Annotated in this window: 24 protein-coding genes; 15 read left to right on the forward strand and 9 right to left on the reverse strand. The window is 62.5% G+C overall.

Annotated features, from left to right (window positions below; genetic code table 11):
• Positions 1-54 precede the first annotated feature (54 nt).
• The 5 genes from ACMKFF_RS04715 to hprK all read right to left on the reverse strand — a co-directional run bounded on the left by ACMKFF_RS04715 (position 55) and on the right by hprK (position 6,921).
• Positions 55-3,537: a DNA polymerase III subunit alpha gene (locus tag ACMKFF_RS04715; protein WP_419496216.1), complete on the reverse strand. Its 3,483-nt coding sequence runs from the start codon at positions 3,535-3,537 to the stop codon at positions 55-57.
• Between the two features lie 34 nt (positions 3,538-3,571).
• Positions 3,572-4,501, reverse strand: a complete 930-nt coding sequence (gene whiA, locus ACMKFF_RS04720; RefSeq protein WP_418464683.1) for a DNA-binding protein WhiA — start codon at positions 4,499-4,501, stop codon at positions 3,572-3,574.
• Positions 4,498-4,878: an RNase adapter RapZ gene (locus ACMKFF_RS04725; protein ID WP_367926584.1), complete on the reverse strand. Its 381-nt coding sequence runs from the start codon at positions 4,876-4,878 to the stop codon at positions 4,498-4,500. The genes whiA and ACMKFF_RS04725 overlap by 4 nt, the downstream gene beginning before the upstream one ends.
• Positions 4,879-4,885: 7 nt before the next feature.
• The gene (gene murB / locus ACMKFF_RS04730; RefSeq protein WP_418464684.1) at positions 4,886-5,788 is read right to left on the reverse strand and encodes a UDP-N-acetylmuramate dehydrogenase; all 903 of its coding nucleotides are present in this window, start codon (positions 5,786-5,788) and stop codon (positions 4,886-4,888) included.
• A 182-nt stretch (positions 5,789-5,970) separates the two neighbouring features.
• Positions 5,971-6,921 carry an HPr(Ser) kinase/phosphatase gene (hprK, locus tag ACMKFF_RS04735; RefSeq protein ID WP_349136426.1) on the reverse strand — a complete coding sequence of 317 codons (951 nt, stop codon included), beginning with the start codon at positions 6,919-6,921 and terminating at the stop codon, positions 5,971-5,973.
• Positions 6,922-7,167: 246 nt separating this feature from the next.
• Here hprK and rpmB point away from each other — a divergent pair, with 246 nt between their 5' ends.
• Complete coding sequence (gene rpmB / locus ACMKFF_RS04740; protein WP_349136427.1) at positions 7,168-7,356, forward strand: 50S ribosomal protein L28; 189 nt, start codon at positions 7,168-7,170, stop codon at positions 7,354-7,356.
• A gap of 220 nt (positions 7,357-7,576) precedes the next feature.
• Here the strand turns inward: rpmB and ACMKFF_RS04745 are convergent, their stop codons facing one another.
• The gene (locus ACMKFF_RS04745) at positions 7,577-7,837 is read right to left on the reverse strand and encodes a hypothetical protein (protein WP_349136429.1); all 261 of its coding nucleotides are present in this window, start codon (positions 7,835-7,837) and stop codon (positions 7,577-7,579) included.
• 212 nt (positions 7,838-8,049) lie between these two features.
• On the opposite strand from ACMKFF_RS04745, the gene ACMKFF_RS04750 reads away from it, so the two are divergent.
• The 6 genes from ACMKFF_RS04750 (at position 8,050) to ACMKFF_RS04775 (ending at position 13,027) form a co-directional block, all read left to right on the forward strand.
• Complete coding sequence (locus ACMKFF_RS04750) at positions 8,050-8,439, forward strand: 4Fe-4S binding protein (protein WP_349136431.1); 390 nt, start codon at positions 8,050-8,052, stop codon at positions 8,437-8,439.
• Between the two features lie 201 nt (positions 8,440-8,640).
• Positions 8,641-9,105: an N-acetyltransferase family protein gene (locus ACMKFF_RS04755; RefSeq protein ID WP_419496217.1), complete on the forward strand. Its 465-nt coding sequence runs from the start codon at positions 8,641-8,643 to the stop codon at positions 9,103-9,105.
• A gap of 129 nt (positions 9,106-9,234) precedes the next feature.
• On the forward strand, positions 9,235-11,040 hold the full coding sequence (gene pepF, locus ACMKFF_RS04760; protein WP_418467677.1) for an oligoendopeptidase F: 1,806 nt from the start codon (positions 9,235-9,237) through the stop codon (positions 11,038-11,040).
• Positions 11,040-11,318, forward strand: coding sequence for a hypothetical protein (locus ACMKFF_RS04765; protein WP_419496218.1), 279 nt, complete (start codon positions 11,040-11,042; stop codon positions 11,316-11,318). The genes pepF and ACMKFF_RS04765 overlap by 1 nt, the downstream gene beginning before the upstream one ends.
• Positions 11,319-11,373: 55 nt before the next feature.
• The gene (locus tag ACMKFF_RS04770; RefSeq protein WP_419496219.1) at positions 11,374-12,162 is read left to right on the forward strand and encodes an SDR family oxidoreductase; all 789 of its coding nucleotides are present in this window, start codon (positions 11,374-11,376) and stop codon (positions 12,160-12,162) included.
• 13 nt (positions 12,163-12,175) lie between these two features.
• Positions 12,176-13,027: an NUDIX domain-containing protein gene (locus ACMKFF_RS04775; protein WP_419496220.1), complete on the forward strand. Its 852-nt coding sequence runs from the start codon at positions 12,176-12,178 to the stop codon at positions 13,025-13,027.
• A gap of 108 nt (positions 13,028-13,135) precedes the next feature.
• On the opposite strand, the gene ACMKFF_RS04780 is transcribed toward ACMKFF_RS04775, so the two are convergent.
• Positions 13,136-14,434 carry a sedoheptulokinase gene (locus ACMKFF_RS04780; protein ID WP_419496221.1) on the reverse strand — a complete coding sequence of 433 codons (1,299 nt, stop codon included), beginning with the start codon at positions 14,432-14,434 and terminating at the stop codon, positions 13,136-13,138.
• Between the two features lie 159 nt (positions 14,435-14,593).
• Here ACMKFF_RS04780 and ACMKFF_RS04785 point away from each other — a divergent pair, with 159 nt between their 5' ends.
• The gene (locus ACMKFF_RS04785; protein ID WP_419496222.1) at positions 14,594-16,096 is read left to right on the forward strand and encodes an IMP dehydrogenase; all 1,503 of its coding nucleotides are present in this window, start codon (positions 14,594-14,596) and stop codon (positions 16,094-16,096) included.
• Here ACMKFF_RS04785 and ACMKFF_RS04790 read toward each other — a convergent pair.
• Both ACMKFF_RS04790 and ACMKFF_RS04795 read right to left on the reverse strand, forming a co-directional pair.
• Positions 16,089-16,316: a hypothetical protein gene (locus tag ACMKFF_RS04790; protein ID WP_419496223.1), complete on the reverse strand. Its 228-nt coding sequence runs from the start codon at positions 16,314-16,316 to the stop codon at positions 16,089-16,091. The two genes, ACMKFF_RS04785 and ACMKFF_RS04790, sit on opposite strands and share 8 nt — an antisense overlap.
• 95 nt (positions 16,317-16,411) lie before the next feature.
• On the reverse strand, positions 16,412-18,094 hold the full coding sequence (locus tag ACMKFF_RS04795; RefSeq protein ID WP_419496224.1) for a glutamine--tRNA ligase/YqeY domain fusion protein: 1,683 nt from the start codon (positions 18,092-18,094) through the stop codon (positions 16,412-16,414).
• Positions 18,095-18,302: 208 nt separating this feature from the next.
• On the opposite strand from ACMKFF_RS04795, the gene pyrH reads away from it, so the two are divergent.
• The 7 genes from pyrH to ispG form a co-directional block, all read left to right on the forward strand.
• Positions 18,303-19,025 carry a UMP kinase gene (pyrH, locus tag ACMKFF_RS04800; RefSeq protein ID WP_349135022.1) on the forward strand — a complete coding sequence of 241 codons (723 nt, stop codon included), beginning with the start codon at positions 18,303-18,305 and terminating at the stop codon, positions 19,023-19,025.
• A 1-nt stretch (position 19,026) separates the two neighbouring features.
• Complete coding sequence (frr, locus tag ACMKFF_RS04805) at positions 19,027-19,578, forward strand: ribosome recycling factor (protein WP_349135023.1); 552 nt, start codon at positions 19,027-19,029, stop codon at positions 19,576-19,578.
• A gap of 85 nt (positions 19,579-19,663) precedes the next feature.
• Positions 19,664-20,404, forward strand: a complete 741-nt coding sequence (locus ACMKFF_RS04810; RefSeq protein WP_419496225.1) for an isoprenyl transferase — start codon at positions 19,664-19,666, stop codon at positions 20,402-20,404.
• A gap of 1 nt (position 20,405) precedes the next feature.
• Complete coding sequence (locus tag ACMKFF_RS04815; protein ID WP_419496226.1) at positions 20,406-21,248, forward strand: phosphatidate cytidylyltransferase; 843 nt, start codon at positions 20,406-20,408, stop codon at positions 21,246-21,248.
• A 4-nt stretch (positions 21,249-21,252) separates the two neighbouring features.
• Positions 21,253-22,401 (forward strand): 1-deoxy-D-xylulose-5-phosphate reductoisomerase, encoded by a 1,149-nt coding sequence (locus ACMKFF_RS04820; protein WP_419496228.1) that lies wholly within the window; start codon positions 21,253-21,255, stop codon positions 22,399-22,401.
• 5 nt (positions 22,402-22,406) lie between these two features.
• Positions 22,407-23,456: a M50 family metallopeptidase gene (locus ACMKFF_RS04825; protein ID WP_349135027.1), complete on the forward strand. Its 1,050-nt coding sequence runs from the start codon at positions 22,407-22,409 to the stop codon at positions 23,454-23,456.
• Positions 23,457-23,467: 11 nt separating this feature from the next.
• Positions 23,468-24,467: flavodoxin-dependent (E)-4-hydroxy-3-methylbut-2-enyl-diphosphate synthase (gene ispG, locus ACMKFF_RS04830; protein WP_419496227.1), on the forward strand; the 1,000-nt coding region annotated here is incomplete at its 3' end.

The raw sequence follows: 24,467 nt of genomic DNA on the forward strand, positions 1-24,467 counted from the left end.
ACCATTGTGTAGTGGGTCTGTCATTTTTGTGGGCAAAATTTCGGCCGGGCAGGGTCATTTCAGCACGACGGAATCCTCACCGAGCAGGGCGCGCAGCTCCTGCAGCATATCGCCGCGCAGGCCGCACTGTGTGCCGCGGCGGACGCCCGTATCCGCAAAATACAGGACGGCCGCCACATTGCCGGGGAACATGTTGAGCGTGGCGCGGACCTTGCCGAACAGCGGCGACTGCTCCGACGGCAGGCGCAGATACAGCCGCGAGGCCTGCAGGACCGCCTGCTCCTGCGCAGCGGGGCGCGGCGCGGCGGCCATGGGCGGCGGAGCCTGCTTTGTGAAGGACTCAAGCGGGTCAAAGCGATTGACCACGAGCTGCGGGGCCTTTTCGTCGCGCACGGAGATGCGGCCCTCGGCTACGACGGCGGCGTTTTCCGTCAGCAGGCTGCCGCTGCGCTCGAGCACGTTCGAGAACGTCAGCAGCTCCATCGCCGCCGTGTCGTCCTCCAGCGTGACATAGGCCATCATGGATCCGTTGCGGGTCGTCTTGCGGCGGATCTCCTCGACCATGCCCGCAATGCGGACGTTCTGGCCGTCGTGGAAAAAGCCGTCGTTCTCTTCAAACGACTGCAGGATGCGCAGCACGGGCGTGACGCCCGCCGCGCGCAGCCGCGTGCGGTATTCGTCGAGCGGATGGCCGGAGAGATAGAGGCCGACCGTCTCCTTTTCCATCTGCATGAGCTCCGCCGGGCGCAGCGGGGGGAGCTTCGGCGCGGGGATCTCCGGCATGCCGCCGTCCTCCGGGCCAAAGAGCTGCAGCTGCCCCTCGAGATTGCGGCGGTAGGTGTCCGCCGCGGCGTCGAGCACCATTTCGTAAATGGCCAGCATCTGCCCACGGCCCATGCCGAGGCCGTCCATCGCGCCGCATTTGATAAGGTTCTCCACGGCGCGCTTGTTGAGGTCCGAGCCCTGCATACGGCGGGCAAAGTCCTCCAGCGAGACAAACGGGCCGTTTTCCGCGCGCTCCGCCATGACCTGCCGGATGAGGCCGCGGCCAATGTTCTTCACGGCCCCGAGGCCGAAGCGGATGCCGTCCGGCTCCACGGTGAACTTGTCCTCCGAGGCGTTGATGTCCGGGTGCAGCAGGCGGATGCCCATGTCGCGGCAGTCGGCGATGTATCCGGCCGTCTTCGTGGAGTTGTCCAGCACGGATGTCAGCAGCGCCGCCATATATTCGCGGGGATAGTGGCACTTGAGATAGGCCGTGTCATAGGTGACCTTGGCATAGCACACGGCGTGCGCCTTGTTGAAGGCGTAGTTCGCGAAATCCAGAATTTCCTTGTAAATGGCCTCTGCCGCCGTCTCGGACACGCCGTTTGCGATCGCGCCGGGGATGCCGCGCGCGGCGTCACCGTGGACGAAGGTCTGCCGCTCGGCGATGATGACCTTTTCCTTCTTTTTGGAAATGGCGCGGCGCATGTTGTCCGCCTGTCCGAGGCTGTAGCCGCCGAGCTTGCGGAAGATCTCAATGACCTGCTCCTGATAGACGATGCAGCCGTAGGTCACGGCGAGGATCGGCTCGAGCTGCGGGCAGAGATAGGTGATGCGCTCCGGGTGGGATTTGTTCTCAATAAAGCGCGGGATGGAGTCCATGGGGCCCGGGCGGTAGAGGGCGACGATGGCGGTGAGGTCCTCGATGGACTGCGGCTTCATGTTGACACACACGCCCGTAATCCCGGCGGATTCCAGCTGGAAAACGCCCGCCGTCTTGCCATCACCCAGCATGGCGAACGTTGCAGCGTCGCCGTCCGGCAGCCGCTTGAGATCAAAGTCCGGCTCGCGGCGGCGGATGGCGCGGGCGGCGTCGTCGAGGATCGTCAGATTGCGCAGGCCGAGAAAGTCCATTTTGAGAAGGCCAAGCTCCTCGATGGTCGTCATGGTAAACTGCGTGACGATGGTCTCGTCGTTGCGCGCCAACGGCACATAGTCGCTGACGGGATTTGCCGTGATGACGACGCCTGCGGCGTGCGTCGAGGTGTTGCGGGGCATGCCCTCGAGGCCGCGCGCCGTGTCGACGAGCTTTTTGATGCGCTCGTCGCTCTCGACCATTGTGCGCAGCTGCGGCGAGATGCGCAGCGCCTCGTCGAGCGTCATGTGCGGCGTGGCGGGGATCTGCTTGGCCACGGCATCCGTTTCGGCATACGTCAGGTTCATGACGCGGCCGACGTCGCGGATGGCGGCGCGGGCGGCCATGGTGCCGAACGTCACGATCTGTGCCACATGGTCCTTGCCGTATTTACCCATGACGTAGTCGATGACCTCGCCGCGGCGGAGCTGGCAGAAGTCCGTATCGAAATCCGGCATGCTCACGCGCTCCGGGTTCAGAAAGCGCTCGAAGATAAGGTGATACTGCATGGGGTCCATCTCGGTGATGTGCATGCAGTAGGCCGCGATGGAGCCTGCGCCGGAGCCGCGCCCCGGCCCGACCGGGATGCCCTGCTCCTTGGCCCAGCGGATGAAATCCGCCACAATGAGATAATAGTCGACATAGCCCATCTTCTCCACGACGGACATCTCGTATTCCAGCCGCTCACGGTAGCCCGCAGGGGCACCCGGGTAGCGCTCACGGAAGCCCTCATCGCACATGCGGCGGAAATACGTCAGAGAATCGCTCCCGTCCGGGGGCGTGAAGGCGGGCAGATGATAGTGGTTGAATTCAAATTCGACCTTGCAGCGGTCGGCAATGCGCTGTGTGTTTTCCAGCGCCTCCGGCAGGGCGGGGAAGAGGGCGCGCATCTCGTCCTCGGACTTCAGGTAGAACTCCTGCGTCTCAAAGCGCATGCGGTTCGGGTCGTCGAGCGTCTTGCCGGTCTGGATGCACAGCAGCACATCCTGCAGCTCACTGTCCTCGCGCGTGAGATAATGCGCGTCGTTCGTCGCCACGAGCGGAAGGCCCGTCTCCTGCGCGATGCGCAGCAGGCCGCGGTTGACCTCACGCTGCTCCGGAATGCCGTGGTCCTGCAGCTCCAGATAGAAATGCTCCGGGCCGAAAATGCCGGAAAGCTCCAGCGCATAGGCCTTGGCTCCGTCATAGTCCCCGGCGCGCAGCCTGCGCGGGATCTCGCCCGCCAGACAGGCCGACAGAGCGATCAGGCCCTCGCTGTGCTGCCGCAGCAGGGCGAGGTCTACGCGGGGCTTGCCGTAAAAGCCCTGCAGGAACCCCATGGAGACCAGATAGCTCAGATTGCGGTAGCCCGTTTCGTTTTCGCACAGCAGGACCAGATGGCGCGCATCATTGTCCACGCCGTGGACGCGGTCTGCTATGGTGCGCGGTGCGACATAGACCTCGCAGCCGATGATGGGCTTGATGCCCTCGGCCTTTGCAGCACGATAAAAGTCGATCACGCCGTACATGACGCCGTGATCGGTGATGGCCAGCGCAGTCTGGCCCAGCTCTTTGGCGCGCGCAGCAAGCCTGCCAATGCGGCATGCGCCGTCGAGCAGACTGAATTCGCTGTGGACGTGAAGATGTACGAATGCCATGAGGCAGCCTTCCTTTCTCGGAAAAGCGCGGCGGTCACGCCGGGCCTTCTTCGGTCGTCTCCGTGCCCTCTGCCGCCAGAGCCAGCAGCTTGCGCATGCGGTGGTTGACGGTGGACTTGCTGGTGGGCGGCTCGTGAAGCTCTGCCAGCTCGGAGAGCGTGGCCTCCGGGTGCTCGCGGCGCAGCAGGGCCGTCTGCAGGAGTTTTTCGGGCAGAGAGTCCAGCCGGCCCTGTGCCTCGAGCGTGCGCAGCGCGGCAAGCTGCTCCTGCGCGGCGTCCACGGCCTTGGTGACGTTTGCGGTGTCGCAGTTCGTCTTGCGGTTGGCATCGTTGCGCCAGTCCTTTTCGATCTTGGCCTGCATGACGGTCATGGCGCTGACCGGCGCGCCCATCAGGGCCAGCAGCTCCTCGATGGTCTCGCTCTGCTTGAAGTAAAGAATGCTGCTTCCCTTGCGCTCCGTCTGTTTCGGCGTCAGGCCCATCTCCAGCAGCAGCGTGCCCGTCTCGGCGCATACGCGCCGGTGCGAGGTGGAGAATTCCAGATGATAGCGCTTGGCAGGGTCTGTGACGGAGCCGCCCGCCAGAAAGGCTCCGCGCAGGAAGGCGCGGCGGCAGCAGTCATTTTCCAGCAGGGCAAGATTCACATGCAGTGCAAGGCTCGATTCGGCGGAAAAGCCGCAGAGCGTGAAAACATGCGAGATTTTTTCCGGGTCCTCCAGCACGAGCACGCGCTTGCCCTGCGCTTCCGGCTCCGGCAGCGCGTCAAAGCGCAGGCCGAATCCGCGCTGCAGCAGGCGCGGCAGCCGCGCGGCGAATTCCGGATTCTCCGTGACGATGCGGATGCACGAGGCACTGAAATGATTGGCATACAGGAGTGCGCCTAGCATCTCGGCCAGCGCGCAGCATTTTGCGCCCGGTGCCGTGCGGCAGAGCTCCCGTTTCACGTTGGCGGAAAAGGAGATCATGCGTTTCCCTCCCGGCTCAGATCGCGGTGGAAGACCGTGACGGTATGGCCATGCTCCCGCAGCCCGGCGGCCAGAAATTCTGCGCCTACTACGGAGCGGTGACGGCCGCCCTTGCAGCCGACGCCGACGGTCATGTCGTTGCCCCAGCCGCGCTCGGCATACAGGTCCGCCTGCAGGAGCAGCATGGACAGCGCGTAGTTCAGTACGGTGCGGCTCTGCTCATTGTGCAGGATAAAATCGCGCACAGGGGCGTCCTGACTGCAAAGTTCACGCAGCTCCGGCTCCCAATAGGGATTTTTCAGGCAGCGCAGATCGAATACCTCGTCAGCCTCCGGCGCGCCGTAGCGAAAGCCGAAGGAAAATATCGTAAAGCTCATGTGTTCCTCAGTCCCAAAGGCGAATTTCCGGCTCGAGCCGGATGCCGCTGTGCTCCAGAACGCGCTGCTGCACCTGACGGAGCAGCTCCAGCACGTCTGCGGCGGTCGCGCCGCCGCGGTTGACAACAAAGCCCGCGTGTTTTTCCGAGACCTGCGCGCCGCCGACCGTCAGGCCCTTCAGCCCGGCAGACTCGATGAGCGCGGCGGCATAGCCGCCCTGCGGGCGCTTGAAGGCGCTCCCGGCCGAAGGCAGGTCCAGCGGCTGTGAGACAGTGCGGCGCGTCATCAGCTCGCGCATCGTCTCGCGGATGATGCCGGGGTCGCCCGGCTGCAGGGCAAAGCACGCCCGGACGATCACGCCGTCTGTATGCTGGAAGACGCTCGTGCGGTAGCCGAAGCCCTGCGAGACGCCCTCCCGCCGGACGAGCGTCCCGTCCGGCAGCATCTCCTGCGACCAGCGGCACACGGCGCGTATCTCGCCGCCGTAGGCTCCGGCGTTCATATAGACGCCGCCGCCGACGGTGCCGGGGATGCCGTGGGCAAATTCCAGACCCGTCAGGCCGTTGTCGCGGGCAAAGCAGGCGAGCCGCGCCATCGTGACGCCGGACATGGCCTCGATATGCGCTGCATCCGGCATGGAAAGGCCGGTCAGCGCGCCGCTCGTCACGATGACAAGCCCGCGCACGCCGCCGTCCGGCGCCAGAATATTCGTGCCTGCGCCGAGCAGACGCACGCGGATACCCTCCTGTGCGCTCAGGCGCAGCAGGGCCTGCAGCTCTGCAAGCGACGACGGGAAGGCCATCACCTCGGCGGGGCCGCCGATGCGGAACGAAGTGTGCGCCGCAAGCGGCTCCTCACGCAGCAGGCGGAGCCTGGGCAGCGCGAGGGAAAGACGGTCAAACAGATCCATGAGATATCCTCCAGAATATCAAAAAACAACAGGGCCATCCTCCGGCGGAATTTCCGCCGGGAGGCGAACAGAAATCATTTCATTATAGTATACCACAGTCTGCCGTCCGCAGCAAGCCCCAGAACGCGGCGTATGAAAAATGGGCTGCCGCAGATTCTGCAGCAGCCCATGGTATAAACGAATCAGAAGCTCTGCCCGGCCGTCTCGTCGAAATGGCGGTTGATCTGCTCCGTGAACTCCGCCGCGGCGTTGTAGCCCATCTTTTTCTGGCGGTTGTTCATGGCGGCGACCTCCAGAATGATGGCGAGGTTGCGGCCGGGGCGGACGGGGATGGTAATGGCCGGGACCTTCACGCCCAGCAGGTCCATATACTGCTCCTCGAGGCCAAGACGGTCGAAGATCTGCTCATTGCCGACCGGGACGATGTTCACGACGAGGTCCACGGTGGATTCGTCCTTGATGGCAGCCATGCCGAACAGCTTTGCCACGTTGATGACGCCGATGCCGCGGATCTCGATATAGTTGCGGATCAGCTCCGGCGATGTGCCGCGCAGCGTGTTCCCGGCGACCTTGCGAATTTCCACGGCGTCGTCTGCGATCAGGCGGTGGCCGCGCTTGAGCAGCTCGGCTGCGGCCTCGCTTTTGCCGATGCCGCTTTCGCCCATGAGCAGCAGGCCCTCGCCGTAGACCTCAACGAACACGCCGTGGCGCGTGATGCGCGGGGCCAGCGCGTTCTTGAGGTAGGTGATGAGACTGGAGACGACATAGGACGTGGATTCCAGACAGCGCAGGATGGTGATATCGTGCTTTTCCGCCATCTGCATGCACTCGGGCATCGGCTCAATGTTACGCGCGAAGACGAGTGCGGGGATGTGATAGGAGAAGAGCTGGTCGAAGGTCTCGGCGCGGCGCTCCGGTGTGAGCGAGTGAAGATAGGTCGCCTCGGCATTGCCGATGACCTGCAGGCGCAGCGGCTCAAAATGCGTAAAAAAGCCTGCCAGGGGCAGACCGGGACGCATGACTTCTTCCACCATGAGATCGATGCGATCGTAATCGCTGGATTCACGGGCGACGATGAGGTTAAATTCCTCCACGACCTGCTTCAGCCGAACGCTGTAGGAATTCATGGGCATGACTGCGATCCTCCTGCACCGGGCGTACAGGCCCGAAGATAATAATGTTATTATAACGGTTTCCGGTAGGTTTGGCAACCGTTTTTGCGCTTTTTTTCGAGCAAATTCGGGAAAATCGCCAAAAGGAAAATTTTTTTGCATTTTTTCGATTTTCCACTTGCATTCTTGCGATTTCTTTGCTATTATGTATAGGCGTCTTTTAGCGCGATCTAGAGCGTGATTTTGCGATGATTGGAGGTGCAGCAATTGGCAAAGTGCGATTTTTGCGGCAAGGGTGTCACGTTTGGCATCAAGGTTTCTCACTCCCACAGACGTTCCAACCGTGCGTGGAAGCCGAACGTGAAGCGCGTCAAGGCTATCGTTGACGGCGCTCCCCGCCATGTTTACGTCTGTACGAGATGCCTCCGCTCCAACAAGGTTGAGCGCGCCATCTGATCTCAGCGTTATGGTACAAAAAAGACAAGCCTGCAGGCTTGTCTTTTTTTCATGCCCGCAGACCGGCACAAATCGGTCATGACCGCAGGCGATTTGCGGTATAATTCGAGCAGAGAAATGGTTGAGCAGGAGAGAAAAACGGAGCCGGAAAACAGATCGGGGATCACGGACTCCGTTAAATTTGGGAACCGCTTCCGGGCAGGAGGCGGTTCCCATGCTCTTATCGTCTGCTGCGCGCATTTGCGGCATTTGTGGTGCCTTCAGAAGCCTCCGTCATGCCGCTTTCGGACTCGGTACGGCTGTCGTCCGTTGCGGCGGACGGCTCCGTCATGATTTCCGAAGCTGCCGTCGGGATGAGGGCGGATGGCTCCGTGCCGTCCACGCGGCCGTCTGTCGTGTTCGGGACATTGCTGCGGCAGCCCGTGAGCAGCGCGGCGCATAGGGCGAGCGTCAGAAAGAGCAGAGCTTTGGTTCGTTTCATCGATCAAGATCCTCCTGATATTATGATTGTCCCGCTTAGTTTGCCCGGCTTTGCATGGCCTACGCAGGGAAAATTGTCGAAAACGTAAAATTGGGATTGATTCTTTTTGCATTGCCTTGTATAATGGGATGGTACGCCAAACTTTTTGCTTTGGCCCGTCCGCAGAGACGGAGAAATGAAACAACATATCACCAACCGAAGGGGAAGCTGACATGAAGAAACTTTTCGTCAAGAAGGATGTTCCGTGCATGGCATGTCTGGAGTGCGTCCGCGCCTGCTCGACCGCATTTTATAAAGAGTTCCATCAGGACAAGGCCTGCCTGAAGATCGTTGAGCGCAACGGCAAGGTCCGCCCGATGACCTGCGTCCAGTGCGGCAAGTGTGCTGCGGCCTGTGAGCACGGTGCGATCACCCAGAATCCGAAGACCGGCGTGTACATGGTCAATAAGAAGCTCTGCGTTGGCTGCGGCAAGTGCGTGGAGGCCTGCCCGTTCGGCGTGATGCTGCAGGTTGCCGGCGCGCCCGCCGCCTCGAAGTGCATCGCCTGCGGCATCTGTGTCAAGGCCTGCCCGATGGAGGTCCTCGAGATCCGCGAGAGCTGATTTCAGCACGCGGAGTCCGGACGAAGAACGATATCGATCAAATCGTCGCAAAACCTGCCCCCCGAAGCTTTCGGCCGGGCAGGTTTTTCGATAGGCTCAAGTGCCTGAATAAGAAAAGAAAGGGTGGTTTTTATGAAAATGAGTCGTGTATGGAGGGTTCACGCTTCCTAACCCTCCGAATCGGATTTTGGAGGAAACAACATGGAAAATCGGATCACCATCATCACCATCCGCGAAGGGATCGCGGAAAACGAAGCGGCGCTCCTTTGGGAGCAGCTTCTGAAGCTCATCAACGGGTTCAAAAGGGACATCGGCGAAGAACCGCTCACAGAGGAAGGACAGCAGCGGCTTCGGCAGGCAATGAAGGACGGGAGGATCACGTTCTTTCTTGCGTTGTGCGGCGATCATGCCGTGGGTATGTGCAGTACTGCAAAATGCTTTTCCACCTTTGCGTGTACCGACACCGGCGTATTCGAGGATTTCTACATGGAACCGGAATTCCGCCGGAAGGGCATTGCCCATATGCTGGCGCAGGCGGCGCAGAAATGGAGCAGAGAAAACGGCCTTGCCAGCATGACCGTCACCTGCGCACCCTGTGACGAGGGAATGTATCAGGCACTTGGCTTTGAGCTTCGGCTGGGTACGACCTTCGCACATATGGGATAACGGCTTCCGGATTGATCCGGCGCAGCAGTTTTTCGTGCTTTCGCCCGGAAATATGGTTGAGAATCCGGGACTGATATGATATGATAACCAAAGAACACCGAAATATTGATATGGAGGTTATGAATCACTATGGCAGAAACCAAAAAGATCCCGGAACGTGCTGAGCTTGCACAGCAGGACAAATGGGCGATCGAAGATATTTACGCAACCGATGAGCTTTGGGAAGCCGACCTCGAAAAGGCGAGGGGCTATATTCCCAAGATCGCTGCGTTCGCGGGCCATCTGGGCGAATCCGCACAGATGCTGCTTGCCTATGCGCAGATGGAAGAGGAGATCGAGGTCCTTGCGAGCGACCTCGCGAACTACGCCATGCGCCGCGCGGATGAGGATGTGCGCGTTGCCAAGTATCAGGCGATGACCGGCCGCCTCATGAGCAGCTTTGTCGAGCTGAACGCAGCGGGCAGCTTTGCCACGCCGGAGCTCATGGCCATCCCGGACGAGACGTTTGAGGGCTTCTTCACCGCCTGCCCGGAGCTGGAGCGCTATCGCCGCTATCTTCTCGATATCCGCCGCCGCCGTGCCCATGTGCTCAGCCCGGCCGAGGAAAAGCTGCTGGCCGCCGCAGGCGAGATGGCTCAGGCTCCGGACAACATCTATGGTCTCCTGACGGATGCCGATATGAAGTTCCCGGACTGCACGGATGGCGAGGGCAACAAGCATCCGCTGTCCCACGGCACCTATATCTCCTACATGGAGTCCGGCGACCGCGCGCTGCGCAAGAGCGCCTTTGAGAATCTCTATCACACCTACGGCAGCTTCGGCAACACCATCGCCGCCGTGCTGGCCTCTCAGGTCAAACAGCTGCAGTTCTTCGCGCAGGCCCGCAAGTACGGCTCTGCCATGGAGGCTTCTCTCGATGTCACAAACGTTCCGACGAGCGTCTACACGAACCTCATCGAGGCCGTTCACAAGAATCTGGACAAGATGTACCGCTATGTCGATCTGCGCAAAAAGCTCCTCGGCGTGGACGAGCTGCATATGTACGACCTGTACTGCCCGCTCATTGAGGGCGTGAGCGGCCGCACACCCATCGAAGAGGCCAAGAAGACCGTTTACGACGCGCTGGCTCCGCTCGGCGAGGACTACCGCAAAGTGCTGCAGCAGGGCTTCGATAACCGTTGGATCGACGTCTATGAAAACGCGGGCAAGCGCTCCGGCGCATATTCCGCAGGCGCGCGCGTCCATCCGTATGTTCTGCTGAACTACACCGGCACGCTCGACAGCCAGTTCACGCTGGCGCATGAGATGGGCCATGCCATGCATTCCTATCTCTCCAACCACAACCAGAACCCGCTCGACGCCGATTATGTGATCTTCGTGGCGGAGGTCGCCTCCACCTGCAACGAGGCCCTGCTCATGGAGTACCTCCTCGGCAAGACGACGGACAAGAAGGAGCGCGCCTACCTCATCAACCACTTCCTCGAGCAGTTCCGCACGACGCTGTACCGCCAGACCATGTTCGCCGAATTCGAGCTGAATGTCGGCCGCATGGCGCAGGAGGGCACGAGCCTTACGCCCGAGGTGCTCAATGCCGAGTATCGCCGCCTGAACCGCCTGTACTTCGGCGAGAACATCGTGCTCGACCACGAGATCGACACCGAGTGGATGCGCATCCCGCATTTCTATTACAACTACTACGTCTTCCAGTATGCCACCGGCTATGCTGCAGCCATCGCGCTGTCCCGCCGCATCCTGCGTGAGGGCACGCCTGCTGTGAAGGACTACATCGGCTTCCTGTCCGGCGGCTGCAGCAAGAGCCCGATCGACCTGCTGAAGGGCGCAGGCGTGGACATGAGCACCACGAAGCCGGTTGAAGAGGCCCTGAGCCTGTTCGGCGAGCTCATCGGTGAGATGGAAGAGCTGATGAAAGACTGATGGAGATTTTCCTTCCTACGCTTCACACGTTTGAGAACAACAATATCTTTACCGGCAGCTGCGGCCTGCTCCGCTTCCGCATCGCCCCGACGGTCGTGATGGCCACGCCGAAGGAGGTCGATCTGGCTGCCAGCTCCATCCACGCCGAGCTGTGGCACGGCGAGCTGTGCTATGAGCTCAGCGAAATGGAACAGGAGCGGACCTTCCCCATGTCGGACGAGGGCCGCGCCGCCATGCAGCAGTGGCTGGAGGAAAATATCGAGCCAAAGGCTATCTAAAGCGATCCGGGGCTGCTGCACTGCGCAGCGGCCCCATTTTTCCGGAGAGGATCCTATGAAAGCTGCAATTGTGACCGGAGGGACCTCCGGCTTGGGCCTTGCCGCGGCGCAGACGCTGGCGGAAAGGGGCCTTCGGGTGTATGCCCTGTCGCGGCACGGCGCGCTGGTGCCCGGCGTGACGTCGCTGGCCTGCGATATCACGGACGCGGACGCTGTGGAGCGGACGGTCGCCGCCATCGAGGCGGAGGCCGGGCGGATCGACCTTGTGGTGAACAACGCGGGCTTCGGTATCTCGGGCGCAGTGGAGTGCACCACGCCCGAGGAGGCACGCCGTCTGTTCGACGTCGATTTCTTCGGCGTCGTCAATGTGAACCATGCCGTTCTGCCGCGCATGCGCCGCGCGGGCGGCGGGCGGATCGTCCATGTCAGCAGCGTCGCCGCGCCCGTCGCCATCCCGTTTCAGGCGTATTATTCTGCGGCAAAGGCGGCGATCAATGCCTACAGCAGTGCGCTGCGCTGCGAGGTCGCGCCGTTCGGCATCGACGTCTGCGCCGTGATGCCCGGCGATCTGAAGACCGGCTTCACGGCGGCGCGCGAGAAAAACGTCCGGGGCGACACTGAGTACGGCGGGCGTATCAGCCGTTCCGTCTCCCGTATGGAGCATGACGAGCAGACCGGCATGCCGCCGGAGAAAGCCGCGGCCTTCCTGTGCCGCGTGGCGCTCCGCCGCCGGACGAAGCCGCTGTATGCCATTGGGCCGCAGTACAGCGCGGCGGTCCTGCTGAGCAGGCTCCTGCCGTGCAGGCTCGTCTCGTGGATCGTATCCCGGCTCTATGCCGCGTAAGGAGGGGATGACCATGCCGGTTGCAGCGTATTATCTGCATGATCCTGCCGCGCCGAGGCCGAACAGCCCGACGCGCATGGGAACGAACGTCCTGCTCGAATGCCGCGGGCGGCTCCTGCTGGAGCAGCGCTGGGACTGCGGCGCATGGGGCCTGCCCGGCGGGCGGCTGCGCCGCGGGGAGAGCGAGGCGCGCGGCATTGCGCGGGAGCTGTTCGAGGAGACGGGCCTGCGCCTGCCGGAGGCGGCCTTTACGCGGGTGCGCGTCGTGGATGACGCCGACCGCATCGCCAGCTATCAGGACGGGACGGTCTGGCGCATGGTCATCGTCCTGTTCCGCGCGCAGCTTCCGCAGGAGCCGGAGCTGCACTGCAGCCGGGAGTCCTGCACGCTGCGCTTTTTTACGCCGGAGGAGCTGCGCACGGCGGACCTCGTGCCGACGCACCGCGACCTGATCGAGGCCTGGCGGCCTGCGCCGCTCGAGGTCGCCGCAGCCATGCTGACGCGCGGGCAGACCGTCCTGCTCTGTCGCCGCCCGGAGGGCAAGGCGCGCGCCCTGCAGTGGGAATTCCCCGGCGGCAAGCTCGAGCCCGGCGAGACGGGTGAGCAGGCGCTGGCGCGCGAATGCCGCGAGGAGCTCGATGCAGAGGTCCATGTCGGCCCGCGCGTGGACGAGCTGGTGTTCGACTATCCGGATCTCTCGGTCCATCTGACGCTCTATCAGGCCGAGCCGCTCACAGAGCCGCGCGCACTGGAGCACAGCGCGCTCGACTGGGTAGGACCTGCCGGGCTGGAGCGCTATGACCTCTGCCCGGCGGACCGGCGCTTCGTCCCGGCCGTGCAGCAGTGGTTCCGGGAACAGAAATGAAAAAAATGCCTCCGCGCGGTCAAATCGCGCGGAGGCTTGCTGGTTTTGTACGGGTAAATGCTGTAGGGGAGCGGACAGCCGGTCCCGCCGCTGCAGGCAAATCACAAGTCAGAAAGCCTCCTGCATCTCTATCCGCGCAAACAGCGCCGCGCCGCAGGCGGCCTCCTCCGGGACGGCGGCCAGTGTGAGCGGCAGGCCAAAGCTCCTCGCAACGGCGCGCTGCAGGGCGGGATTGCGCCGCAGGCCGTTGCCGGAGCCAAGCAGCCGCCCGGCGGGCAAGCATCCGGCATCAAGCGCAGCGCGGTAGTAGGCGGCAAGCTCATCCGCCATGCCGCGCAGCAGAGCGTGCAGCAGGGGAACGGGGGCAAAATTCTCCTCATCCAGTCCGCTGAGCACGGCGCGCTCCGCCGGGTCCTGCCGCGTTCCGGCAAACGTCGTGCGGAACTGCGGCACATCGTCCGGCATGGGAGCCTCCAGCGCGCGGAGCATGGCGGGGTAGGCGGACGGGCAGGGCGTTCCCGTGACCAGCTCGGCTGTCTGGCGGAAAAAACGCTCCAGCAGGGCGAAGCTCCGCCCGCCGCAAAGCGGCGCGCCCGTCAGCAGCCAGCCGCCGGGAAAGGGGCGCGTTTCCAGCCCCGGCACGGTGCGGTGTTCCTTCGTGAAGAACGAAAACTGGCTGCCCGTGCCGATGTTCACGAGCGGCGCGTCGAGCCGTCCCTGCCCCGCGCCGAGGAAGCTGGCCTGATTGTCGCCGAGCGCGGCAAAGATGTGCAGCCGTCCGCCGCCCAGTTCTGCCTTCTCCGAGACTTCCGGCAGGAGCTGTTCCGGCAGTCCCGCCCGGCGGACGGCCTTGCGGTCAAAGTCCGTTCCGTCGAACAGACCGAGGCTGGCGGCCATGGAGGGCGTGAGGCGCGGGGCCGTTCGGCCGGACAGCCGCATGGCGAGATAGTCCGCGATCGTGCAGACGGCAGCGGCCCCGTCCGGGATGGTTCCGGCTGCCTGATGGCAAGCGAGTGTGACGAGGCCGTAGCCGGAGGCGAGGGGATAGCCGGTCCGCGCAGTCAGGCGGGCCGCCGTGCTTTTCCCGTCCGGCCCCGGCTGCGCGCCCGTCTCGTCCTGCCAGGTGTAAAGCGGCGAGAGCAGCTGCCCCGCCGCGTCCACATAGACGATGCCGTGCATCTGGCCGGTCAGGCCGACGCAGCCGATGTCCGGAAATTCCTGCAGCAGCCCGTCCAGCAGGGACAGGGCTGCGTGCTCGATGCCGCGGGCATCCTGCTTGCGCTCCCACGGCTGCCCGGCGACGGCAGCGCCGCCCGGCACGGTGCGCGTGCACAGGAGCCTGCCGTCCGCGTCCAGCACGGCGGCGGAGATCGTCGTCGTCCCGAGATCAAGGCCCAGATGATCCATATCGATCCTTCTTCCGTATTTCAATGGGAATAGTATAGCAGAAGGTCTGGGAGCTGTAAAGCTCAGGCCTCTGCTGACCGGCAAAAACGCTTGACGGCACGGCGGATTTCGGCTATAATCTCTTCATCATATCCAATTCTCAGGAGGAGGACGATCCCAATGGCCTTTTACTATTCCGAACCGAGCCACACCTTCAGCGAGTATCTGCTGATCCCCGGCTACACGGCGGAGGACTGTGTCCCTGCCAATGTTTCGCTCCGCACGCCGCTGACGCGCTTCCGCAAGGGTGAGGAGCCTGCCATTTCTCTGAATATCCCCATGGTGTCTGCGATCATGCAGTCCGTTTCCGATGATAAGCTGGCCATCGCGCTGGCGAAGGAAGGCGGGCTGTCTTTTATTTATGGTGCGCAGTCCATCGAATCCGAGGCCGCGATGGTCGCCCGCGTCAAGAACCACAAGGCGGGCTTTGTCGTCTCCGCGTCCAACCTGACGCCGGACAGCACACTGGCGGACGTTCTGGCGCTCAAGGCGAAGAACGGCTATTCGACCGTTGCCATCACGGACGACGGCACGGCGAACGGCCGCCTGCTCGGCATCGTTTCGAGCCGCGATTACCGCGTCTCCCGCATGGACGGCAGCCAGAAGGTCAGCACGTTCATGACGCCGCTGGAAAAGCTCGTCACCGCGCCAGCGCAGACGACGCTGAAGGAAGCAAACGACATCATCTGGGAGCATAAGCTCAACTCCCTGCCCATTGTGGACGCCGACGGCCACCTGCTGTACTTCGTGTTCCGCAAGGACTACGCCTCCCATAAGGAGAACCCGCTCGAGCTGCTCGACGATCAGAAGCGCTATCTCGTCGGCGCGGGCGTCAACACGCGCGACTATCAGGAGCGCATCCCGGCCCTGCTGGCCGCGGGCACGGACGTGCTGTGCATCGACTCCTCCGAGGGCTACTCCTGCTGGCAGGAGAAGACCATCGCCTGGGTGCGCGAGCAGTACGGCGATTCCGTCAAGATCGGCGCAGGCAACGTCGTTGACCGCGACGGCTTCCTGTTCCTTGCCAAGGCGGGCGCGGACTTCGTCAAGGTCGGCATCGGCGGCGGCTCCATCTGCATTACCCGCGAGACAAAGGGAATCGGCCGCGGTCAGGCTACGGCTCTCATCGAGGTCTGCGCCGCCCGCGATGAATATTACCGCGCCACCGGTGTCTATGTGCCGGTTTGCTCGGACGGCGGCATCGTCTATGACTACCACATGACGCTCGCACTGGCCATGGGCGCGGACTTCCTCATGCTTGGCCGCTATTTTGCCCGTTTCGACGAGAGCCCGACAGCCAAGGTCATGGTCAACGGCGTCTATATGAAGGAATACTGGGGCGAGGGATCGAACCGCGCACGCAACTGGCAGCGCTATGACCTCGGCGGCGCAGGCAAGCTGAGCTTTGAAGAGGGCGTCGATTCGTTCGTGACCTACGCAGGCTCCCTGCACGACAATGTAGAGATCAGTCTCTACAAGGTCAAGAGCACCATGTGCAACTGCGGTGTCAAGACCATCGCTGACCTGCAGAAGAACGCCCGTCTGACGCTCGTCTCGGCCACGTCCATCGTGGAAGGCGGCTACCATGATGTCGTCCTCCGCTCCGGCTCGCAGATCAAATAATTGGTAAAATACCTGAAGAAGCTGCTGTTTCTTCAGGTATTTTGCATATAAAAATCTCCCGGCGGGATTTCCCGCCGGGAGCACAGCTTGTCAAAAAAGTCCCTTCGGGCTTTTTCACCAAGCTGCTTTCAGAATTGCAAAATCTGCAGCATGATTTTGCAATTCTGCCGCTGCGGCGGGTGATCAAACGCGAAAGGACACCCTGACGGTTTCCTTTCACACTTTTCTTCCCTCCGAAACTCTCGGCTTGGCGGTTTTTGGATAGTTTGAGCTCCCGGCGGGATTTCCCGCCGGGAGCACTGCATTTTTTGGAGATCAGGCCTGCGGCTTATAGCTGTCCTTCAGACTGACGGAGCGGTTGAAGACCGGGTGCTCCGGCGTCGAGTCCTTGCTGTCCGGGCAGAAGTAGCCAAGGCGCATGAACTGATAGGATTCCGGGGCCTTGGCCGCGGCGAGTGCGCGCTCGATCTTGCAGCCCGTGAGGATCTCGAGGGAATCGGGGTTCAGGCACTCAAGGAAGTCCTTGTCCGCCGCGTCGGGATCGGGATCGGTGAAGAGGTTCGAATATAGGCGTACCTCGGCGTCTACGGCCCCGTTGGCCTCGACCCAGTGGATGGTGGACTTGACCTTGCGGCCGTCGGCGGGGTCACCGCCGCGGGAGGCCGGGTCATATTCGCAAAGGACCTCCGTGACGTTGCCGTCCGCGTCCTTGACGCAGCCGGTGCACTTGACGACGTAGGCACCCTTCAGGCGGACTTCATTGCCGGGGAAGAGGCGGAAGAACTTGCCGACCTTCTCCTCCATGAAGTCATCCTGCTCGATCCAAAGATCGCGGGAGAACGGGATCTCGCGCTTTCCCATCTCGGGGTGGTTCGGGTGATTTTCAACCTCGAAGATCTCCGTCTGCCCCTCGGGATAGTTCGTCACGGTCAGGCGCAGGGGATGCAGCACGGCCATGGTGCGCGTGGCGGAATCGTTGAGGTCCTCACGCAGGCAGTGCTCGAGGAAGGCATATTCCACGGTGGAAGCGGCCTTTGCCACGCCGATGCGCTCACAGAAGCTGCGGATGGAGTGCGGCGTGTAGCCGCGGCGGCGCAGACCGCACAGCGTCGGCATGCGGGGGTCGTCCCAACCGGCGACGCGGCCGTCCTCGACCAGCTTGCGCAGCTTGCGCTTGGACATGACGGTGTAGTTGATGCCGAGGCGCGCAAACTCGATCTGACGCGGCTTCGACGGCAGGTCGCAGTGCTCCACGACCCAGTTGTAGAGCTGGCGGTGCGCCTCGAACTCCAGCGAGCACAGCGAATGCGTGATGTGCTCTATGGCATCCTCGATCGGGTGGGCAAAATCGTACATCGGATAGATGCACCACTTGTCGCCCGTGGCGTGGTGCGGCATATGGTTGATGCGGTAGATGGCCGGGTCGCGCATGTTGAAGTTGCCGGAGGCAAGGTCGATCTTCGCGCGCAGCGTCATGGCGCCGTTCGGGAACTCACCGGCCTTCATGCGGCGGAAGAGGTCGAGCGACTCCTCGATGGGACGGTCGCGGTACGGGCTGCGGGCAGGGGTCGTCAAGTCGCCGCGGTATTCGCGCATCTGCTCGGGCGTCAGCTCGCAGACATAGGCCAGACCCCTGCGGATGAGGTCCTCTGCGCACTCGTACATCTTGTCAAAATACTGGGATGCATAGTAAAAACGGTCGTCCCAGGTAAAGCCGAGCCAGCGGATATCCTCTTTGATGGCCTCGACGTATTCCGTGTCTTCTTTTGTGGGGTTCGTATCGTCCATGCGCAGGTTGCAGATGCCGCCGAATTTTTCGGCGGTGCCGAAATCGATGCACAGCGCTTTGCAGTGGCCGATGTGCAGATAGCCGTTCGGCTCAGGCGGGAAGCGCGTGTGCACCTGCATGCCCTCATACTGGCCGCCGGGGCCGATATCCTCTTCGACAAAGGCCTCGATAAAATTCTTGATCTCCGGGCGATTGAGCTCGTCTGCCATGTTTCCCATCCTCTCAGGTAAAAGTACTCCTCATTATAGCGCAGTCCGCCCAAAATCGCAACTCCTTTGCATACAAATCGCGAAATTTCATCTGTCCGGGAAAGAAATTTAAAAACAATTTGTGAAAATATGCAGATTTCGGTTGTCAATCCGGCAAAATTATTATAGAATAGACGAAGACAAACAGAAGGTAAAGGAGAGGTTCCCCATGAACGAGCCGAAGTATCGCCGCGTACTTCTGAAAATCAGCGGCGAGGCCCTGGCGGGCGACGCCCACCGCGGCCTGAATTTTGATGTGATCGGCAGTGTCTGCGACGTCGTCAAGCAGTGCGTCGAAGCCGGTGTGCAGGTGGGCATCGTCGTCGGCGGCGGCAATTTCTGGCGTGGCATCAAGGACGGCGGCGACCGGATGGAGCGCACCCGCGCCGACCAGATGGGCATGCTTGCCACGGTCATCAACTGCCTCGCTCTGGCCGACAGTCTGGAGCAGCGCGGCGTTGAGGTCCGCGTGCAGACTGCCATTGAGATGACCCGCATCGCCGAGCCCTATATCCGCGGCCGTGCCATCCGCCATCTGGAGAAGGGCCGCGTCGTGATCTTCGGCTGCGGCACCGGCAACCCGTTCTTCTCGACGGATACCGGCGCGGTGCTCCGCGCGGCGGAGATCAACGCCGACGCCATTCTGCTGGCCAAGAACGTCGACGGTGTATATTCCGACGATCCCGCGAAGAATCCGGACGCCGTGAAATTCGACGAGATCACCTATGACGAGGTCCTTGCCCGCCACCTGATGGTGATGGACTCGACGGCGACCTCACTTTCCATGGACAACCACATTCCTATCATTCTCTTCGCGCTGAAGGACCCCGAGAACATCCTGCGCGTTGTGATGGGCGAAAAGATCGGAACCGTAGTGAAGGAGGACAAATAACATGGTTGACTTTAAGGACTATACCTACAAAATGGACCGCACGCTCGAGGTGCTCCAGGAGGACTTCGGCGCCGTCCGCGCCGGCCGTGCCAATGCCCGCGTGCTTGACCGCATCAGCGTCGAGTACTACGGCGTCGATACGCCCATCGGACAGGTCGGCACCATCGCCTCACCTGATGCGCGCACGCTCGTCATCCAGCCGTGGGACGGCAGCCTGCTCAAGAAGATCGAGAAGGCCATCCAGACGTCCGACCTCGGCATCAATCCGCAGAATGACGGCCGCGTTATCCGCCTGGTGTTCCCGCAGCTCACCGAGGAGCGCCGCCGCGAGCTGACCAAGCAGGTCAAGAAGTACGGCGAGGATGCCAAGGTCGCCGTGCGCAACATCCGCCGCGATGCCATGGACTATGTCAAGGCCCTGAAGAAGAAGTCTGAGATTACCGAGGACGACCAGAAGAAGGCCGAGAAGGACCTGCAGGACCTGACCGATAAGTATATCAAGAAGGTAGACGAGGCCTGCGCCGTGAAGGAAAAGGAGCTTATGGAGCTCTGAGCGCCCAGAATAGAGCCCGCTTCGCAAAAGGGGACCGTGACGGTTCCCTTTTGCGCCGATTGGGCCCGGATTGGAAAAAACTGCAATGAGATTATTCCGAAAAAAGACCGCCCCGGCGCAGCCGCGGCGGATCCCGACCCACATCGCCATCGTCATGGACGGCAACGGCCGTTGGGCAAAGCAGCGTGGTCTGCCGCGTCCTGCAGGACATAAGGCGGGCGCGGAGTCGTTCCGCACGATCGCAAATTATGCCAAGAGCATCGGTCTGCAGTATCTGACGGTCTACGCCTTCTCCACGGAGAACTGGAAGCGCCCGGAGGACGAGGTGGACGCCATTATGGACCTGCTGGAGAAATACCTCCGCGAGGCAATCCGCGACATGGACCGCAACCGTGTGCGCTTCTGCTTTTTCGGCGATCTGACCCGGCTTTCGCCGGAGCTGCAGCGCGAGGCGCAGGAGGCTGTGGAACGCTCGAAGAAATACGAGGGCGTACAGGTGAATTTCTGCCTGAACTACGGTGGCCGCGATGAGATCGTCCGTGCGGCACAGCGCTTTGCCGCACAGTGCGCCGCCGGAGAGCGCCGCCCGGAGGAGCTGACGGAGGATATGTTCTCCGATCTGCTCTATTCTGCCGGGGTGCCGGACCCGGAGCTTGTCATCCGCCCCGGCGGAGAGACTCGCATTTCCAATTTCCTGTTATGGCAGTCGGCTTATGCCGAATACTATTTTACGGATGTCCTCTGGCCGGACTTCGGCCCGGAGGAGCTGGACAAAGCGATCGACGCCTTCAACGCGCGCGATCGCCGCTTTGGAGGAGTGAAATAATATGCTGACCCGCATTCTTGCCGCCTGCGTCGGACTTCCGCTGCTGTTGGCCGTCGTTCTGTTTCTGCCGCCTGTGGCAACGGCGATTCTGTTTGCACTGGCCTGCGGCGTGGCGGCCTATGAGATGCTTTGGCGCACCGGCATCCTGAAGCATCGCCGCATTCTGGCCTATACGGTTGTCGCCGCTATGGCGAACGTCATGTGGTCGTGGCTGCGTGCGTGCAGCATCGTCTCGGAGCAGACGCTGTGGCTGTGCGCGCTGCTGGGCCTGTTCGTCTATTTCTGCGCCCTGTTCTGCGAGCTGCTCGCGGCTCATACGGAGCTGCGCTTCACGGCCGTGTGCGTGGCGCTGTTCAGCGGCTTCGTCTATCCGTTCCTCATCGGCGCGCTTGTGCGCCTGCGCGGCATGGACGGCGGCAAGTTCTATATTCTGGTGGCCTTCCTGCTGTCCATGGTCGCAGACAGCGGCGCTTATTTTGTCGGCCGCGCCTGCGGCAAACATAAGCTGGCACCCATCGTCAGCCCGAAGAAGACCGTGGAGGGTGCAGTCGGCGGCGTCGTTTGCAACATCGTGTTCCTGTGCCTGTATACGCTGCTCCTGAACAAGTGCTTCGGCTTTACGCAGGTGAATTATTTCTATGCCGCGATCTACGGCGTGCTTGGCGCAGCGGCGTCCATCGTGGGCGATCTGACGCTGTCCGTCGTGAAGCGGCAGGTCGGCATCAAGGACTACGGCAATCTGATCCCCGGACACGGCGGCATCCTCGACCGATTCGACAGCACGATGCTCGTCGCGCCGCTGACCGAGCTCCTGATCCTGCTCATCCCGTTTGCGGTGAAGTGATATGATGACAAAAAATCTGACGATCCTCGGTTCGACCGGCTCCATCGGGCGGCAGACGCTCGAGGTCGTTGAGCAGCTGCCCGTGCGCGTCGCTGCGCTGACTGCCGGGCAGAATGTGGAGCGCATGGCCGAGCAGTGCCGCCGCTTCCGGCCGCAGCTTGCCGTGATGGGCACGGAGGAGGCCGCGCAGCGCCTGCGTGAGGCGCTGGCAGGGGAGAAAATTGAAATTCGCTCCGGCATGGACGGCCTCATCGCCGCGGCAGAGCACCCGCTGGCGGACACCGTTGTGACGGCTGTTGTCGGCATGCTCGGCCTGCGGCCGACGCTCGCGGCCATCCGGGCGAAAAAGCGCATTGCCCTTGCCAATAAGGAGACGCTCGTCTGCGCGGGCGAGCTCGTTATGCGCGAGGCTGCGGCGGCCGGGGCGGAGATCGTACCGGTCGACTCAGAGCACTCCGCCATCTTTCAGTGTCTTATGGGCTGCCGGGACCGCAGCGAGATCCGCCGCCTGATCCTGACATGCTCCGGCGGGCCGTTCTTCGGCAAGACGCCGGACAAGCTGCGGCAGGTGACGAAGGCCGACGCCCTGCGCCACCCGAACTGGAAAATGGGCGAGAAGATCACCATTGACTGCGCGACGCTTATGAACAAGGGCCTTGAGGTCATCGAGGCCATGCGGCTGTACGGCCTGCCGCTTTCGCAGGTCGACGTCGTCATCCACCGGCAGAGCATCGTGCATTCGCTTGTGGAGTTCCGCGACGGGGCCGTGCTGGCCCAGCTCGGCGTGCCGGATATGCGCGTGCCCATCCGGCTGGCGCTGACCTACCCGAACCGCGCGGAGAATCCGGCTGAGCCGCTCGACCTGCTGCGCTGCGGCCCCCTGACGTTCGATGCGCCGGATGAGGAAGCCTTCCCGTGCTTCCGCCTTGCAAAGCAGGCGGCGCAGACCGGCGGAACGGCCTGCGCGGTGCTCAACGGTGCGAATGAGACCGCCGTGGCGCATTACCTGCGCGGCGAGTGCGGCTTTTATGACATTCCGCGCATGGTCGACCACGCGCTGCAGGCTGTCCCGTTTGCGGTAGCAGACACGCTCGAGACCGTGCTGCAGGCCGACCGCGCCGCACGCGCGGCGGCAGATTCCTGGATGAGGTGATGAGCTTGACCGTTGTTTATATTCTGGTAGCAATCCTCCTGTTCGGCCTGCTCGTGCTCGTGCATGAGTTCGGCCATTTCCTGACGGCGAAGCTGTCCGGCGTGCAGGTCAATGAATTCTCCCTGTTTATGGGTCCGGCGATCTGGAAAAAGCAGAAGGGCGAGACACTGTATTCTCTGCGCTGCATCCCCATCGGCGGCTATTGCGCCATGGAGGGTGAGGACGGCGACAGCGACAATCCGCGCGCCTTCGGCCGCGCGAAGGTCTGGAAGCGCCTCCTCATTCTGGTGGCCGGTTCGTTTATGAATCTCGTGGCGGGCCTGCTCATCATGACGATCTATGTGGCGTCCGTTTATCAGGCCATCCCCACGCGCGCCGTCGCGTCCGTCGACTCTGCCAGCGTGTTTGCGGGGCAGCTGCAGGCGGGCGACAGCTTCTATTCCATCGGCGGCGAGCGCGTCTACACGTCGGGTGACGTCACGATGCTGCTCGACCGCTGCGAGGGCGGCACGGCGGACATCGTGGTGCTGCGCGGCGGCGAAAAGGTGCGCCTGCCGAATGCACAGGTCGAGCGCCGCGACTTCGGCGGCGAGCAGCTCTACGGCTTCACGATCGACGTGCAGGAAAAAACGCTTGGCGGGACGCTCGGCTTCTCGTGGAACAGCTGCGTCGACTTTGTCCGCATCGTACGGCTCGGCCTCGGGGACCTGTTTACGGGCCGCGCGGGCCTGAAGGATATGAGCGGACCGGTCGGCATCGTCGAGCAGGTCACGGAGACGGCCAACCAGCAGGAGAGCGCCTGGGAGGGGCTGGCTGTCGTGCTGTATTACTTCTCCTTCATCGCCATCAACCTCGGTGTGATGAACCTGCTGCCCATCCCGGCGCTGGACGGCGGCCGCATCGTCGGCCTGCTGCTCACGACGCTCATCGAGCGCATCACGCGCAAAAAGCTCAACCCCAAATATGAGGCGTGGATCAACGGCGTCGGCATGGTGCTCCTGCTCCTGCTGATCGCGGTCATCACGTTCAAGGATATTTTCCATCTCTTTACCTGAGGAGGCCCGGAATGACCAGACAGATCAATGCGGGCGGCGTGCGCATCGGCGGCGGCGCGCCGGTCTCGATCCAGTCCATGCTGAACACCGCCACAACGGACGTGGAGGGCAGCCTTGCCCAGATCGCCGCGCTCAAGGCGGCCGGGTGTGAGCTGGCGCGCCTTGCCGTGCCGGATCAGGCTGCGGCAAAGGGCTTTGCCGCCATTGCGGCCCGGTCCCCGCTGCCGCTCGTGGCGGATATCCACTTTGACTATCGCCTTGCCATCGCTGCGGCGGAGGGCGGTGCGGCCAAGATCCGCATCAACCCCGGCAACATCGGCGGCGAGGCCCATGTGCGCGCCGTGGCAGACTGCTGCCGCGCCCACCATATCCCCATTCGCATCGGCGTGAACGGCGGCAGCCTCGAGAAGACCCTGCTGGAAAAATACGGCCATCCCACGCCGGAGGCGCTGGTCGAAAGCGCGTTTTCCCACATCCGGATGCTCGAGGACGTCGGCTTCGGCGATATCTGCGTTTCCATGAAGTCCAGCAATGTGCCGCTCATGATGCAGGCCTATCGCCTGATGCACGAGCGCAGCGACTATCCGCTGCATGTCGGCGTGACGGAGACTGGCACGGAATATATGGGCACCATCAAGTCCGCCATGGGCATCGGCGGTCTGCTGTGCCTCGGCATCGGCGATACGATCCGTGTCTCCCTGACGGCGGACCCCGTGCGCGAGGTCGTGGCGGCCAAGGCGATCCTCAAGGCGGCCGGTCTGCGGAAGCAGGGCGTGAACCTCATCTCCTGCCCGACGTGCGGCCGCACGAAGATCGACCTCATCGGCCTTGCCAACCGCGTGCAGGAGGCCCTGCAGGACTGCGACAAGGAGCTGACGGTCGCCGTCATGGGCTGTGTTGTGAACGGGCCGGGCGAGGCGCGCGAGGCGGACATTGGCATCGCGGGCGGCGACGGCTGCGGCGTGCTGTTCGTGCACGGTGAGCTGAAGGAAAAGCTGCCCTATGACGAGC

This window comes from Faecousia sp. (assembly GCF_048519415.1).
In the GTDB taxonomy this organism is placed as follows: Bacteria; Bacillota; Clostridia; order Oscillospirales; family Oscillospiraceae; genus JAZOXB01.

Coding starts and splice junctions, on each gene's coding strand:
- ACMKFF_RS04715 (WP_419496216.1), bottom strand. CDS start 3,537: ATGGCATTCGTACATCTTCACGTCCACAGCGAATTCAGTCTGCTCGAC.
- whiA (WP_418464683.1), bottom strand. CDS start 4,501: ATGATCTCCTTTTCCGCCAACGTGAAACGGGAGCTCTGCCGCACGGCA.
- ACMKFF_RS04725 (WP_367926584.1), bottom strand. CDS start 4,878: ATGAGCTTTACGATATTTTCCTTCGGCTTTCGCTACGGCGCGCCGGAG.
- murB (WP_418464684.1), bottom strand. CDS start 5,788: ATGGATCTGTTTGACCGTCTTTCCCTCGCGCTGCCCAGGCTCCGCCTG.
- hprK (WP_349136426.1), bottom strand. CDS start 6,921: ATGCCCATGAATTCCTACAGCGTTCGGCTGAAGCAGGTCGTGGAGGAA.
- ACMKFF_RS04745 (WP_349136429.1), bottom strand. CDS start 7,837: ATGAAACGAACCAAAGCTCTGCTCTTTCTGACGCTCGCCCTATGCGCC.
- ACMKFF_RS04750 (WP_349136431.1), top strand. CDS start 8,050: ATGAAGAAACTTTTCGTCAAGAAGGATGTTCCGTGCATGGCATGTCTG.
- ACMKFF_RS04755 (WP_419496217.1), top strand. CDS start 8,641: ATGGAAAATCGGATCACCATCATCACCATCCGCGAAGGGATCGCGGAA.
- pepF (WP_418467677.1), top strand. CDS start 9,235: ATGGCAGAAACCAAAAAGATCCCGGAACGTGCTGAGCTTGCACAGCAG.
- ACMKFF_RS04765 (WP_419496218.1), top strand. CDS start 11,040: ATGGAGATTTTCCTTCCTACGCTTCACACGTTTGAGAACAACAATATC.
- ACMKFF_RS04770 (WP_419496219.1), top strand. CDS start 11,374: ATGAAAGCTGCAATTGTGACCGGAGGGACCTCCGGCTTGGGCCTTGCC.
- ACMKFF_RS04775 (WP_419496220.1), top strand. CDS start 12,176: ATGCCGGTTGCAGCGTATTATCTGCATGATCCTGCCGCGCCGAGGCCG.
- ACMKFF_RS04780 (WP_419496221.1), bottom strand. CDS start 14,434: ATGGATCATCTGGGCCTTGATCTCGGGACGACGACGATCTCCGCCGCC.
- ACMKFF_RS04785 (WP_419496222.1), top strand. CDS start 14,594: ATGGCCTTTTACTATTCCGAACCGAGCCACACCTTCAGCGAGTATCTG.
- ACMKFF_RS04795 (WP_419496224.1), bottom strand. CDS start 18,094: ATGGCAGACGAGCTCAATCGCCCGGAGATCAAGAATTTTATCGAGGCC.
- pyrH (WP_349135022.1), top strand. CDS start 18,303: ATGAACGAGCCGAAGTATCGCCGCGTACTTCTGAAAATCAGCGGCGAG.
- frr (WP_349135023.1), top strand. CDS start 19,027: ATGGTTGACTTTAAGGACTATACCTACAAAATGGACCGCACGCTCGAG.
- ACMKFF_RS04810 (WP_419496225.1), top strand. CDS start 19,664: ATGAGATTATTCCGAAAAAAGACCGCCCCGGCGCAGCCGCGGCGGATC.
- ACMKFF_RS04815 (WP_419496226.1), top strand. CDS start 20,406: ATGCTGACCCGCATTCTTGCCGCCTGCGTCGGACTTCCGCTGCTGTTG.
- ACMKFF_RS04820 (WP_419496228.1), top strand. CDS start 21,253: ATGACAAAAAATCTGACGATCCTCGGTTCGACCGGCTCCATCGGGCGG.